The organism is Tahibacter sp. (assembly GCF_035481375.1).
Lineage (GTDB): Bacteria > Pseudomonadota > Gammaproteobacteria > Xanthomonadales > Rhodanobacteraceae > Tahibacter.
Window position 1 is genome coordinate 1 of sequence record NZ_DATIGT010000297.1, and the last position, 11,825, is coordinate 11,825.

An 11,825-nucleotide genomic window follows, 5' to 3' on the forward strand; every position below is an offset into this window, starting at 1 on the left:
CCGCGCCGTCGCGCGGCGCGTTTGATCTCGGTGTCGGATGACGCGGCGGGCCGGCCGGCCCGCTCGGCTACTGCAGTTCCTGCTCGATGATCTCGAGTGCGGCGTCGTCGCCCATGGCGGTCAGCATGCGCAGGATCTGCTGTTTCTCTTCCTTGCTTTTTGCACTCTTGTACAGCTTCGTCATCGCCTTCTCGTCGTCGGCGATCAGCAGCCCCTGCAGGATCGCGTCGCGCTGCGCCGCGCTCGCCGCCTTCGGATACAGGCCGATCAGCGCCGTGCTGGCCTCTTCGCCGCCGGCCACGCCGATCGCGCGATAGGCTTCGAGCCGCACCGATTCGCTGGCATGCGTGCCGGCGATCTGCACCAGCGCATCGACGTCCTCGGCCACGCCGAGCGACTGCACGATCTGGCTCTGCAGCTCGGGCTCGTTGACGCTCGGCAGCAGCTGCTTGAGTTCGTCGGTCGCTTCCATCGCGCCGAGCAGCTGGATCGCTTCCCGGCGCAACTTGGTATCGGTTTCGTCGCGCGCGGCGCCGAACACGAGATCTTTCCGGTCGGCGATCATCCACGCCTGCAGCACTTCTCGCCGGTCGGCGGGCGCAGCTCCCTTGTACAGCGTCGCGAGCTCGGCGAGCGCCTTGTCGTCGCCGCTAATGCCGAGCATGCGGATCGCCTCGCCGCGCAGCGCCGGATCGCCGGTGCGCGCGATGCCGGCGAGTTCGGACAGCGCCTCGCCCGAATCGAGCTGGCTCAGTACGAACAGCGCGCGCCGCTTGACCTTCTCCGGATGCTGGCCGCGCAGCACCTTCTTCAGCAGCGGCAGCGCGCGCTCCGGCGGCGCGTTCATGAGACCTTCCACCGCGATCTCGGCGAGGTCGCCGTCGCCGCCGCCGGACTTGGCCGCGTCGCCGTCGTTCTGGCGCAGCAGGGTTTCGGCTTCGGCGATCCAGCGGCTCTGCGGGAAATTCTTGCGCAGGCGCTCGACCATGCGGCGCGCGTCGGCCGGCTGCCTGGCCTGCACAAGCACGTAGGCCTGCCAGAAGACTGCCGTGTCGACGTTGGATTCGCCGCGCTCGACCATGCGCTGCTCGAGTCGCTTGAACTGGTCCAGCGCCTCGTGCCAGTCGGACTTGGCCATCAGTTCCTGGCCCTGGCGGTAGAGCTGGTTCAGCTCCTTGTCGGCGGTGTTCATGTCGGCATCGGCCGGAACCGCGGCCACAGGCAGCGCGGCGGCGGCCAGCAGCAGGCCGAGCACGCTACAAAGTACAGTTTTGTTCATCATGAGCTCCATCAGATCGAGGTCGGACGCTGCGGCTCGATGCGCGCCTGCGTGGCGCGCAGCTGGAACAGCAGATCGGTCTTGTCGACGTAGTCGCGCAAGCCGTCGGAACCTTGGATGGCGTCAGTCGGCGCCGGGTTAGCCAGCTCGATCAACAACGGTTCGAGCTGCTGCAGGAAATTGGCGAGCCGCGCGTTGCCCGCGCGCGTCGCGGCCTGCGCATACAGGCGATTGGATTCGAGCAGACCCGCGGCGAGTTCGCGATTGCCGGCGAGCAGCGCGGCGTTGTCGCTGTTGACCGCGGTCAGCACGACGCCTTCGGTTTCGCGCAGGTGCGCGACGACATAGGCATCGAGCACGCGCGTCGCGATGTCGCGCTGCGTGGTGGCGGGCGGCGAACCCGTGCCGGTGCCGGCCGTGAGCATCGGCCCGGCAGGCTGGCGTCCGAGCAGGAACCCCACGCCGAGCGCCGCGACCAGCGCGAGCGCGCCGCCGACGACGCGCAGCAGCGCTCGCGTACCGGCGCGGTGACGCGGCCGGCGATCGGTGCGCGGCTCGATCGCGTGACGCCGGTCGGACGGCCCCGCCTCGGTCTGCGCTTCCCAGCGTTGCCAGATGCGCCGCTCGAATTCGGTATCGGCGGCCGGCACGGGCACGGCGTCGGCGGCCAGCAGGGTCGCCTGCAGTGCGGCGTAGCGCGCGCGCAGCGCCGCCGAAGCGGACAGCGCGTGCCCGATCGCGGCGAGCTCGTCGGCGCTCAGTCCGTCGCGGTAGTGATACAGGATCAGGTCGGTATCGCGGATCGCGTCCATCGCTTACCTCAGCGGTTCCAGCGCGCCGCGCAGCTTGCGCACGGCACGGAATATGGCCTGCTTGCAGGCCGAGACATTGATCGCCAGCACGCCGCAGATCTCCTCCAGCGACTGGCCTTCGTGATGCCGCAGCACGAAGGCGCTGCGTTCCAGGTGAGTCATACGGTCGAGCTGGGCCTGGACCTTGAGCCCGATCTCGCGGCCGCCGGCGAGCTGTTCCGGCCCGGGCAGGTCGTCGGCGTGGGCCGCGAGAAAGTCCTCGGCGCCATCGTCGGTCTGGGCCGCGTCGGCCAGGAACTGCTCGCGGCCGCTGCGACGGCGCAGCTGTTCCAGCGCCGCGTTGACGGTGATCCGGTGCAGCCAGGTCTTGAAATTCGCCCGCCCGTCGAAGTCGCGCAGGTGGCGCCAGGCATTGAACAGCGCTTCCTGCACGGCGTCCTCGGCCAATGCCGCGTCGCGCGTGATGCGCGCGGCCACCGCGTACAACGGCCGCGTCTCGCCCTCGACCAGGCGCCGGAACGCGTCACGATCTCCATTGCGGGCCCGGGCGACCCGTTCGTCGTCGACTGTCATGGCCGGATGGATGGGCGGAACGGGGATTTGGTTAGCAAGGCCGGGAATGGGGAATCGCAGGGGCAAGGCAAGACACGGCCCGGTCCGTCCTCCCGTGCCTGCGCTGGTGGCGGGCTTTCCAAGGGCCGCCATGACGATTCCCGATTCCCGATTCCCCGCCTATTGCTACAATCCCGTGTCTTTTCGCCCATCCCCACCCTTTTTCAGGAGCCCTCACCATGGCGGTGAAAGTTGCCATCAACGGCTACGGCCGTATCGGCCGCAATGTTCTGCGTGCGCTGTACGAAGCCGGCCGCAACCAGGAAATCCAGATCGTCGCGATCAACGACCTGGGCGACGCCGAAACCAATGCGCATCTGACCCGCTATGACACCGCACACGGCAAGTTCCCGTTCGACGTGAACGTCGACGGCGGCGAGCTCGTCGTCAAGGGCGACCGCATCAAGGTGTTCGCCGAACGCGATCCGGCCAAGCTGCCCTGGGGTGCCCACGGCGTCGACGTCGTGCTCGAATGCACCGGCCTGTTCACGAGCAAGGCCAAGGCCGGCGCCCACCTCGCCGGCGGCGCGAAGAAAGTCATCATTTCCGCGCCGGGCGGCAACGATGTCGACGGCACCTTCGTCTACGGCGTGAACCACGACCAGCTCAAGGCTTCGCACGAAGTCATTTCCAACGCCTCGTGCACGACCAACTGCCTCGCGCCGCTCGCCAAGGTGCTGCACGAGAAGATCGGCATCGAGCACGGCCTGATGACGACGATCCACGCCTACACCAACGACCAGGTGCTGACCGACGTCTATCACTCCGACCTGCGCCGCGCGCGTTCGGCGACGCAGTCGCAGATCCCGACCAAGACCGGTGCGGCCGCAGCCGTCGGCCTGGTCCTGCCGGAACTCAACGGCAAGCTCGACGGCTTCGCGATGCGCGTGCCGACGATCAACGTCTCGGTCGTCGACCTGTCGTTCGTCGCCAAGCGCGCGACGACCAACGCGGAAATCGACCAGGTGATCAAGGAAGCCTCGGAAGGCGCGCTCAAGGGCATCCTCGGCTTCAACAAGGCGCCGCTCGTGTCGGTCGACTTCAACCACGACGCGCGCTCGTCGGTCTACGACGCGACGCTGACCAAGGTCATGGGCGGCACGCTCGTGAAGGTCTGCTCGTGGTACGACAACGAGTGGGGCTTCTCCAACCGCATGCTCGACATGACGCTGGCGCTGATGGCGGCGAAGTAAGTCCTGCGGCAACGCGTTCGGGAAAAAGGCCCGCGCCCGCAGCGCGGGCCTTTTTCGTTTGTGGACAATGCGAACCGGCTGTGATGCGGGAGAACGAACCGCGACACCGCTGTTCTGGCGCAGCGTGGATGCCCCGATGAATTCCCGCACTGCCCACGACCACGTCAGTAGGGCAGCAGCAGTCGGCGCTCGGCTCGCGGTCGCATGCGGGTTCTCTCCGAGTGGTTCGCGCGTTCGGACATCGGCCGCCGCGACGGGTTCCGCAAGGCGACGCAGAGCGCCCTCCGATCACGATCGGGGCGCAGAAGAATCGAGAAACGAAGAAAGCCGCCCCGCGTCCCGCGTTTCCACCCACTCCTCTACACTCGCTCCTCAGGTCGCGCAGGCACATGAACCGTCGTCCTTCTCGCGCGCCACCGGAGCGACACCCGCATGCTGCATACCTTCGCCGTCGCCAACTACCGCTCGCTGCGTGATCTGAAACTGAAGCTCGAACCGTTGACGCTGGTCACCGGCGCGAACGGCAGCGGCAAGTCGAATCTGTATCGCGCACTGCGGCTGCTGCAGGTCGCGGCGAACGGGCGGCTCGCCGAGGCAATCGCGAACGAGGGTGGGATTCCGTCGCTGCAGTGGGCCGGTCCGGCGGACACGCGCAGCCAGCGCAAGCGCGGCGTCGCGATCCAGGGCACGCGCCGGCATGAAGCGCTGCGCATCACGTTCGGCTTCGCCTCGGACGATGTCGCCTATCGCATCGAACTCGGCCTGCCGCCCGGCGGCGAGTCGCGCTTCAACCTCGACCCCGAGGTCAAGGCCGAGTACGTCTGGCAGGCGCCGCCGCAGCGCAAGGGCAACACCTGGCTCGAACGCGAAGGCGCCGCAACCCAGCTGCGCGGCGCCGACGGCAACTGGCAGCGCCTGGGCTTTCGCGTCGATGCGGCGCGCTCGGTGCTGTCGGAACTCGCCGAGCCGCAGCGTTTCCCGGAAGTCTTCGCGCTGCGCGAACGACTGCGCAGCTGGCGCTTCTACGACGGATTCCGCACCGACGCCGACAGTCCGCTGCGCCAGCCGCGGACCAGCGTGCGGACACCGGTGCTCGCCGACGACGGCCGCGACCTCGCCGCCGCGCTGCAGACCATCATCGAGATCGGCGATGCCGGCGCGCTGCACACCGCGGTCGACGACGCGTTTCCGGGTTCGCGCATCGCGATCCTCGGCGACGACGCGCGGCTTGAAGTCGGGCTCGACGTCGAGGGCCTGCTGCGGCCGCTGCATGCGACGGAGCTTTCCGACGGCACGCTGCGCTACCTGTGCCTGCTCGCCGCGCTCATGAGCCCGCGCCCGCCGCAGCTGCTCGTGCTCAACGAACCCGAGCAGAGCCTGCATCCCGATCTGCTCAAACCGCTCGCGCGCCAGATCGTCGCGGCGTCAAAGCACAGCCAAGTCTGGGTCATCAGTCACGCACCGAAACTCGTCGCGGCGATCGAGGATGCAGCCAACCTCGTTGCGATCGAACTTGCGCGCGAATTCGGCGAGACGCGCGTCGTCGGACAGGGACCGCTCGACGAACCGGCGTGGCCGTGAACCACAGGCGGCGGTGAGACGGCACGCACGAAAAAGGCCGGAGCAAGTCCGGCCCTTCGTCGACGATGCCGTCAGCGCAACGATGCCTTTCCTGTTGAAATATCGAGACCGCTCTTCAACGTGTCGCCCCAGCCCGCGACGACCTGACGCACCCAGGCCTTGGCCTCGTCGGCGGCCTTGCGCGGCAACTCCTTCGGCTCGGGCCCGGTTTCCTGATCGAAGGCACGCAGCACCAGATCACCGCTGGCGGAATCTCGGATGGCCGCGACGAGGGCGAGTTTGCCGAGCGACGTCGACACGGTCTGATTGCTGCTCATGCCGCCGTCGACCGCGATCAGATAAAGGTTCACGATCGACACCTCGAGTTCGGCCACGTCCTCGCCCGGTGCATCCGCCAGCGCGTAGCCGCCGGCCTGCAGTGCGCGCACGGTTTCTTCACGAACCATGGTCTCGACCTCGGCCAGAACCGGCTTGATGTTCAGCGCCGAATTCGACGCGCTCATCGAGGCGTTGCGCCGCCAACCGGAATCCGGCGTCACGCTGACGGACTTCAGCAGCACGCGCCGATAGCCGTTCAGGCGCGCGTCCTTGCGCACGTAGGTCAGATCGAGCGCCGCCGCGCGGACCGGCTGCAGACCTTCGCTCTTCCAGGCGTCCGCCGCCTGCTTCGCCGTCGCCGGCGGCTTCGCCGCGACCGCGGCAGTGGAACCGACACAAAGCAGCGCCGCGGCGAGAGCCGCAGCGAAACGACGATAGCGCATGGAATCCCCCTCGATGAAATGCGGAGGGATTTTGCGCAAATGCCGAGCTGCGCCGCAATCCGTACGGAAACGGCCAGCGCGACCGCGACGGCATCGACTCGTTCGCGAAGACCGTACGCGACCGCTCCGGCAATGGCACCGGCATGTCGCCGTGCGGCGCCATGCACCCCGCTACATCGTCAGCGACTGCTCGACATCCTGGCAGTTGCGGCGCGCGAGCGCGAGGTTCGAACGGTTCTTGTCGAGCACGAGATACAGGAACAGTCCGGCTTTCGAAACGACCGGCCGGATGATGTGGTACTGCTTGCCGAGCGTGATCAGGATGTCCTCGATCGCGTCGTTGAGGCCGAGGCTCTTCATCGTTTTCATCTTCGCGCGCACGACTTCGGTATTGCCCGCCGCGGCGAGGTCGAGGTCCACGCCGGTGCCGATCTTGCCGAGACTCATGCCGCTGTTCGCGTCGACGAGCGCCGCGCACAGCGCGCCGTCGGTCTGCATCAGGGAAGCGAGGCTGTCGTTGATGTTCGCCACGGTGACTCTCCTTGGTTACGGCGCACCGATGAGATCACGCGCCGGCAGGCACGGTGCTGGGCCTTGCCGGCGACCTACTCGCGAAACGCCCGCGCGATCGCGATGCAGCAGTTCTTCGCGGCCCAGAGCAGCTGGCCGAGCACGCCGCCGTCGCCAGCGACGATGGCGAGCGAAAGCGGCGGACGCGCGTCGGGAATGTTCATGATGACGACGGTGCCGCTGTCGGATTCGATGATCATGCGGCTGCACTCGACGATGCCGGCTTCCTTCGCGATCGCCGAGCCGATCGCCGACAGCGACGAACCCATCGCAGCGAGCCGCGCCGCGCCGCCGCGGCCGACCTGGAGCGAGGCGACCTCGAAGCCGTCGGCGCTGAGCAGCACCGCCGACATGACGCCGGGCGTCATCTGCGCGAAGGATTCCAGGTGCTTCTGCGCCACACCGGTGGCGACGCGACCGAATCGCGGTACGGCACTCATGCGGTTCTCCGGGACGCGTCGTCGAGTTCGAGCAGGCAGAGCAGCGTGTCGACGAGCAGCAGCACGTCGTCGCGACGGCGCACATCGACACCGAACACCGGCAGGGTCAGGCCATGGCTTTCGAGCCGTTGCGCGAACGCGTCGAGCGGCAGCGCGCCGGACTGGCCGCTGCGACCGATGCCGACGACGATCGGTGCGCGCCGGCCGCCGCCGAACGCGTCGACGAACGCATCGAGCTGCACGAGCGCATCGGCCTGCGCCGCGTCGATCAGCACGATGACGCCGGCCGCGTTGCTGCCGAGGATGTCCCAGAGAAAGCGATAGCGCAGTTGCCCCGGCGTGCCGTAGAGCCGCACCGATGCGCCGCCGTCGAGCGCGATGCGGCCGTAGTCGAGTCCGGCCGTGGTTTCCGGCTTGTCGAACGCGGCGCGGTCGGTATTGACGACGTCCGTCGACACCGGCGGCTCGTCGCTGATCGCCGCGATCGCCGTGGTCTTTCCCGCGCCCATCGGCCCGGTGAACACGATCTTGAATTCGTGCTCGCTCATGCGGTCAGGTCGTCAGGCCCAGGCGCGCGCGCAGCCCGCGTATCAGCCCGCCGAAGCGCGCGGCCGAATTCGCGATGAAGGCACCGGCGCCTTCCGCACCGCGCGCCGCGTCGCCGGTCGACGCGAGCACGCCCGACAGCGCGCAGGCGTTGAGGAAGCGATCGACGTTCGCCGCGGGCTGACGCGACACCTCGACGAGCCGCGCGCGGCTGTAGCTCGCATGCGTCAGCAGTGCGGCGAGCGCGAGCTGGTTGCGCGTGCCGCGCAGCAGGCCGAAATCCGGCCAGCGGCGCAGGCGGTGCGTCGCGCCGCGGTCGACCCAGGGCGCCAGCGTGTCGGCGGCATGCCAGCCCGTGAACCAGGCGAGTTCGAGCACGGGCCGGCAGACGAAGCCCGGCGGCGGCGTGTCCGCGGTCAGCCGCAGCGCCGCGAGCGGCAGCGCTTCGCGCGTGAGCCGCCGTGCGGTTTCCGCGCCGGCGTAGTAGACCGACAGATCGTCGCGCACGTAGACGCGCGTCGCGGCGTCGCCGGCCGCATGCAGATTGCCGCCGGCGCTGCTGCGCGCGAGCAGGCGCAGCGACTCGGCGAAATCGATGCCGGCGGATCCGATCCGGATTGATTCGGCGCGCGGCGTCCGCGCCGCATCGTGGAGCGTGTCGCCGAGCGCTTGGTCGACGTCCTCGAGCACGCCGAGCAGCTGCATGACGCGGAACGGATGATGCAGCGTGTACGGCGTCAGAGGACGGGCCGCGCTTGCTTCGTAGACCGCGATCAGCGGCTTGTCGGTCTTGGCCCAGTGCCGCGCGACGAGATCGTCGCCGTGCGTGCCGGCGATGAGAACGTCGGCCTGGTCCGGCGGCGCGAGCGCCCAGCTCAGACCACCGCGTCCGTCGAGGATCTTCAGCATCGACCGGAAAGCCTGGCTCGCGTCGTCGGCAAGACCGGCGACAGCGATTCTGCGCGTCCTCATCCGCATCCCCTGAAGTCGAGGCAGACAGACGCCGGCGGCGCGAAAACTGCCGCGCAGTTCGCCGCGGCCGCTATGCCGGGGCGACGGGTCGGACGGCCAGATTGCTCGGAACAGGTGCGCCGGCAGTCTAGCATCGTAAAAAAAACTTTGTACAGCTTTGCTCATAGTTCCACAGTGGCGGCGGCGATGCCGCAGGCGCCGCGCGGATGCGGCGAATGCCGCAGTTCCGCAAATACCGGGCGCGGCGGCCGAAGCGAGCCCGGCCGCAGGCGGCGGTCTCGCGCCGTCCGGCGTGATGCCCGCGAACCTGCGCGGCTTCTCGCCGCATTCGCTGATGCCTTCGGCGGACCGGCCGAATCGCCGCGGGCGCAGCCTGACCCACGGCCGCCTGCAGCCGCTGCGCCGTTGCGCCGCGCCGCTGCCGGCCGCGGCGTGACGCGCGTCAATCGAGTTTCAGCGTCTTCCAGAAGCGGTCGAGCATCGCGACATCGGCCGCGGCCCGGTCTTCCTCCATCATCGTGACGAGCAGATAGCCGCCGCCGCGGCCGTCGGCCAGCGCGTAGACGTAGCGGTCCCAGGATTCGTCCTTGGACTGCGTGCGCGCGTACTTGCCGGCGAGATCGCGGCCGTCCGGCAGCTTGCGCGTCGCCGCCTCGATCGTGCGCTGATAGCCGGCAGCGACTTCCTCGTCGGTCATCTCCTTCACCATCAGATCGACGAGCGCGGTCGGGTCGATGCCGTCGTAGCGCTGCAGGATCACGCCGTTGCCGTTGGCCGACACGAGCATGACCTGGCGCACGCCCTTGCTGATGTCGGTCGTCGAGGGCTGCACGATCGCGGGATGCTCGAAACTCAGTCCGCGGTCGCGGAACACCTGCTGTTCCTTGCGCTGCAGTTTCACCGTGACCGTCTTGCCGTCGACGACGACGGCCGTGTCCTTGTCCAGATCGAGTTCGGAGGTCTTGCCGTCGACGGTCAGCACGTAGCCGCCGGCTGCGGCGGCGCCGGCACCGGCAACAAGGGCCGCCGCGACGATGGCGCGAAGAAAGGTGCGCATGTGATGCCTCGCTCAAAAGGAGCCCGATTGTAGGTCGTTCGGCTTGCCAAGGGCGGCTCGGGCTTCTATCGTCGATCCGGCGTGCGCCTGACGGCGCGCGCTGTTCAACTGCACGACCCCGGGCCAAGGAGGCCGCATGAGCTACGCCGAAAAACGCCGTCACCCCCGCCTGTCGGTGTTCTCCGCCGCGATGCTCGTGCTCGACGATCAGGGCTATCTCAGCGAGGTCAAGGACCTGTCCCAGGGCGGCGCGCGCGTCGCGCTGCCGCGCAACTGGAATCTGCCGATCGCGACCGAGTGCCAGCTGTTCCTGATCTTCGACCAGGAAACCGTGATCGGCATGCGCGTGCGCGTCGTGCGCGTCGGGCACGACGACCTCGGCCTCGAGTTCATGCCCGGCCAGGAGGAACGCATCTCCGCGGTGCTCTACGAATCGCGCTTCATCGAACAGGAATGACGCGCGGCGCGCTAGCATTCGGCGCATGAGCGCCTACCTGACCCCGATCCTCCTGCTGCTGGCCTCGAACGTGTTCATGACGTTCGCCTGGTACGGCCATCTCAAATACACCGACCGCCCGCTGTGGCTCGTGATTTTCGTGAGCTGGGGCATCGCGTTCTTCGAATACTGCCTGCAGGTGCCGGCGAACCGCTACGGCATCGGCGTGTTCAATCCGGCGCAGCTCAAGACGCTGCAGGAAATCATCACGCTCGTCGTGTTCGTCGCGTTCTCGGTGCTGTATCTCGACGCGCCGGTGAAGTGGAACCACCTCGTCGGCTTCGGCCTGATCGTCGCCGCGTCGTTTTTTATCTTTCTGGATTAACCGACAAATTCAGAAACGGATCCGCCCGATCAGCATGTCGCGCAGCATCACCCAGTCGCCGGCGAAGCTGTACAGCGGATGCGAGAACGTCGCCGGCCGGTTCTTCTCGAAGAAGAAGTGCCCGACCCAGGCGAAGCCGTAGCCGCAGAACAGCGCGCCGAGCGCCCACCAGGCGTTGCCGGTGACGACGGCGGTCGCGAGGCAGACCAGCGCGAGCGAACTGCCGAGGTAGTGCAGCCTCCGGCAGACGGTATTGCTGTGCTCGCCGAGATAGAACGGGTAGAACTCGCGGAAACTGGCGAAAGACCGGGACATGCCGCAACGCTCCTGATGGCCTGCGTGTCGGCCGCGCTGAACGCGGCGCAACCGCGACGATACTGCGTCCACCGCGGCGCGTCCAAGCGTCAACCGCGGGCGGCCCAGGGCGTTTTTCCGTGCACCAACCCCGGAGAACCGCCATGAAACGCCTGATCCTTGCCGCCGCCTGCAGCACCGTCCTTGCAATCGCGGCCGTCGCCGCCCACTCGACGACCGCGCGAGCCGCAACACCGGCTACCGCAACGACACCGTCCACGACTGCCGCGGACGCGGCGCCGCAAGGCTGGCGCAAAGGCCGTGGCGAGCGCCTCGCCGCACTGCGCAACAGCCCCGCGTTCCAGACCGTGCGCAATCTGCACGAACTCGAACGGCTGTATCTGATCGACGGCCGCGCGCAGGAAATCCCGGCGATGTATCGCGACGTGCTGACGCGGACCGAAAACCCGGCCGTGCGCCAGTTCGCCTACCACCGCATCGCGCGCTACGACATGAAGCCCGCCGACGTCACGAAGTCGATCGCCACCCTGCGTCAGAGCCTCGATGAGAGTCTGCAGCGGCTGCCGCAGTGAGAAGCCGGAATCGGGAATCGCAGGAGCTTGGGTTCGCGAAAACCCGATGCCGCGGGTTCGGAAATGTCCTCCCTCACCCGATCCGCTTCCCCAAGCCAGCTCGGGGAGCGGGCTAGAGCGTCGAGCGACGCCCCCGGATTCCGAGTTCCCGCCAAAAGCGCACATTCGCATCAATCGGCACTGCAACCGTAGGCCGGCCGCGCGCATCTTAGAAACCGGAAGCGGATCTCCTACCGCATCCACCCCGTAGGAAAGCCGCCCCCATCGGCTTTCCGATCTGGCGGGCGCCCAGCG

16 protein-coding genes are annotated in these 11,825 nt (G+C 68.0%); 6 read left to right on the top strand and 10 right to left on the bottom strand.

All coding sequences use genetic code 11. The features are described from left to right. Positions 1-67: 67 nt before the first annotated feature. From VLF18_RS19725 to VLF18_RS19735, 3 genes are read right to left on the bottom strand one after another with little or no spacing between them, the layout of a single operon-like run. A complete protein-coding gene (locus VLF18_RS19725) occupies positions 68-1,279 on the bottom strand; it encodes a HEAT repeat domain-containing protein (protein WP_325281343.1) in 1,212 nt (403 codons plus the stop codon). Between the two features lie 11 nt (positions 1,280-1,290). Further along, a complete protein-coding gene (locus tag VLF18_RS19730; protein ID WP_325281344.1) occupies positions 1,291-2,091 on the bottom strand; it encodes a hypothetical protein in 801 nt (266 codons plus the stop codon). 3 nt (positions 2,092-2,094) lie between these two features. Next, a complete protein-coding gene (locus VLF18_RS19735) occupies positions 2,095-2,664 on the bottom strand; it encodes an RNA polymerase sigma factor (protein ID WP_325281345.1) in 570 nt (189 codons plus the stop codon). A 218-nt stretch (positions 2,665-2,882) separates the two neighbouring features. Between VLF18_RS19735 and gap the strand changes: the two genes are divergently transcribed. Both gap and VLF18_RS19745 read left to right on the top strand, forming a co-directional pair. Continuing rightward, on the top strand, positions 2,883-3,896 hold the full coding sequence (gap, locus tag VLF18_RS19740) for a type I glyceraldehyde-3-phosphate dehydrogenase (protein WP_325281346.1): 1,014 nt from the start codon (positions 2,883-2,885) through the stop codon (positions 3,894-3,896). A 432-nt stretch (positions 3,897-4,328) separates the two neighbouring features. After that, positions 4,329-5,477, top strand: a complete 1,149-nt coding sequence (locus VLF18_RS19745) for an AAA family ATPase (RefSeq protein WP_325281347.1) — start codon at positions 4,329-4,331, stop codon at positions 5,475-5,477. Positions 5,478-5,548: 71 nt separating this feature from the next. Here VLF18_RS19745 and VLF18_RS19750 read toward each other — a convergent pair whose 3' ends face one another. The 5 genes from VLF18_RS19750 to VLF18_RS19770 all read right to left on the bottom strand — a co-directional run bounded on the left by VLF18_RS19750 (position 5,549) and on the right by VLF18_RS19770 (position 8,766). Continuing rightward, positions 5,549-6,238, bottom strand: coding sequence for a hypothetical protein (locus tag VLF18_RS19750; protein ID WP_325281348.1), 690 nt, complete (start codon positions 6,236-6,238; stop codon positions 5,549-5,551). Between the two features lie 171 nt (positions 6,239-6,409). Beyond that, the gene (locus tag VLF18_RS19755; protein WP_325281358.1) at positions 6,410-6,736 is read right to left on the bottom strand and encodes a hypothetical protein; all 327 of its coding nucleotides are present in this window, start codon (positions 6,734-6,736) and stop codon (positions 6,410-6,412) included. A gap of 107 nt (positions 6,737-6,843) precedes the next feature. Next, complete coding sequence (locus tag VLF18_RS19760) at positions 6,844-7,248, bottom strand: roadblock/LC7 domain-containing protein (RefSeq protein ID WP_325281349.1); 405 nt, start codon at positions 7,246-7,248, stop codon at positions 6,844-6,846. Continuing rightward, positions 7,245-7,796, bottom strand: a complete 552-nt coding sequence (locus VLF18_RS19765) for a GTP-binding protein (protein WP_325281350.1) — start codon at positions 7,794-7,796, stop codon at positions 7,245-7,247. The genes VLF18_RS19760 and VLF18_RS19765 overlap by 4 nt, the downstream gene beginning before the upstream one ends. A 4-nt stretch (positions 7,797-7,800) precedes the next feature. Beyond that, complete coding sequence (locus VLF18_RS19770) at positions 7,801-8,766, bottom strand: hypothetical protein (protein ID WP_325281351.1); 966 nt, start codon at positions 8,764-8,766, stop codon at positions 7,801-7,803. Between the two features lie 292 nt (positions 8,767-9,058). On the opposite strand from VLF18_RS19770, the gene VLF18_RS19775 reads away from it, so the two are divergent. Then, positions 9,059-9,202: a hypothetical protein gene (locus tag VLF18_RS19775; protein ID WP_325281352.1), complete on the top strand. Its 144-nt coding sequence runs from the start codon at positions 9,059-9,061 to the stop codon at positions 9,200-9,202. Between the two features lie 6 nt (positions 9,203-9,208). On the opposite strand, the gene VLF18_RS19780 is transcribed toward VLF18_RS19775, so the two are convergent. Further along, positions 9,209-9,823, bottom strand: coding sequence for a hypothetical protein (locus VLF18_RS19780; protein WP_325281353.1), 615 nt, complete (start codon positions 9,821-9,823; stop codon positions 9,209-9,211). 136 nt (positions 9,824-9,959) lie between these two features. Here VLF18_RS19780 and VLF18_RS19785 point away from each other — a divergent pair, with 136 nt between their 5' ends. Together VLF18_RS19785 and VLF18_RS19790 are read left to right on the top strand one after the other, a co-directional pair. Continuing rightward, positions 9,960-10,280 (top strand): PilZ domain-containing protein, encoded by a 321-nt coding sequence (locus VLF18_RS19785; protein ID WP_325281354.1) that lies wholly within the window; start codon positions 9,960-9,962, stop codon positions 10,278-10,280. Positions 10,281-10,305: 25 nt separating this feature from the next. Next, on the top strand, positions 10,306-10,644 hold the full coding sequence (locus VLF18_RS19790; protein ID WP_325281355.1) for a DMT family protein: 339 nt from the start codon (positions 10,306-10,308) through the stop codon (positions 10,642-10,644). A 9-nt stretch (positions 10,645-10,653) separates the two neighbouring features. On the opposite strand, the gene VLF18_RS19795 is transcribed toward VLF18_RS19790, so the two are convergent. Then, a complete protein-coding gene (locus VLF18_RS19795; RefSeq protein WP_325281356.1) occupies positions 10,654-10,959 on the bottom strand; it encodes a DUF962 domain-containing protein in 306 nt (101 codons plus the stop codon). Positions 10,960-11,102: 143 nt separating this feature from the next. On the opposite strand from VLF18_RS19795, the gene VLF18_RS19800 reads away from it, so the two are divergent. Further along, positions 11,103-11,531: a hypothetical protein gene (locus VLF18_RS19800; RefSeq protein WP_325281357.1), complete on the top strand. Its 429-nt coding sequence runs from the start codon at positions 11,103-11,105 to the stop codon at positions 11,529-11,531. Positions 11,532-11,825 lie beyond the last annotated feature (294 nt).

Coding starts and splice junctions, on each gene's coding strand:
- VLF18_RS19725 (WP_325281343.1), bottom strand. CDS start 1,279: ATGAACAAAACTGTACTTTGTAGCGTGCTCGGCCTGCTGCTGGCCGCC.
- VLF18_RS19730 (WP_325281344.1), bottom strand. CDS start 2,091: ATGGACGCGATCCGCGATACCGACCTGATCCTGTATCACTACCGCGAC.
- VLF18_RS19735 (WP_325281345.1), bottom strand. CDS start 2,664: ATGACAGTCGACGACGAACGGGTCGCCCGGGCCCGCAATGGAGATCGT.
- gap (WP_325281346.1), top strand. CDS start 2,883: ATGGCGGTGAAAGTTGCCATCAACGGCTACGGCCGTATCGGCCGCAAT.
- VLF18_RS19745 (WP_325281347.1), top strand. CDS start 4,329: ATGCTGCATACCTTCGCCGTCGCCAACTACCGCTCGCTGCGTGATCTG.
- VLF18_RS19750 (WP_325281348.1), bottom strand. CDS start 6,238: ATGCGCTATCGTCGTTTCGCTGCGGCTCTCGCCGCGGCGCTGCTTTGT.
- VLF18_RS19755 (WP_325281358.1), bottom strand. CDS start 6,736: ATGCAGACCGACGGCGCGCTGTGCGCGGCGCTCGTCGACGCGAACAGC.
- VLF18_RS19760 (WP_325281349.1), bottom strand. CDS start 7,248: ATGAGTGCCGTACCGCGATTCGGTCGCGTCGCCACCGGTGTGGCGCAG.
- VLF18_RS19765 (WP_325281350.1), bottom strand. CDS start 7,796: ATGAGCGAGCACGAATTCAAGATCGTGTTCACCGGGCCGATGGGCGCG.
- VLF18_RS19770 (WP_325281351.1), bottom strand. CDS start 8,766: ATGAGGACGCGCAGAATCGCTGTCGCCGGTCTTGCCGACGACGCGAGC.
- VLF18_RS19780 (WP_325281353.1), bottom strand. CDS start 9,823: ATGCGCACCTTTCTTCGCGCCATCGTCGCGGCGGCCCTTGTTGCCGGT.
- VLF18_RS19785 (WP_325281354.1), top strand. CDS start 9,960: ATGAGCTACGCCGAAAAACGCCGTCACCCCCGCCTGTCGGTGTTCTCC.
- VLF18_RS19790 (WP_325281355.1), top strand. CDS start 10,306: ATGAGCGCCTACCTGACCCCGATCCTCCTGCTGCTGGCCTCGAACGTG.
- VLF18_RS19795 (WP_325281356.1), bottom strand. CDS start 10,959: ATGTCCCGGTCTTTCGCCAGTTTCCGCGAGTTCTACCCGTTCTATCTC.
- VLF18_RS19800 (WP_325281357.1), top strand. CDS start 11,103: ATGAAACGCCTGATCCTTGCCGCCGCCTGCAGCACCGTCCTTGCAATC.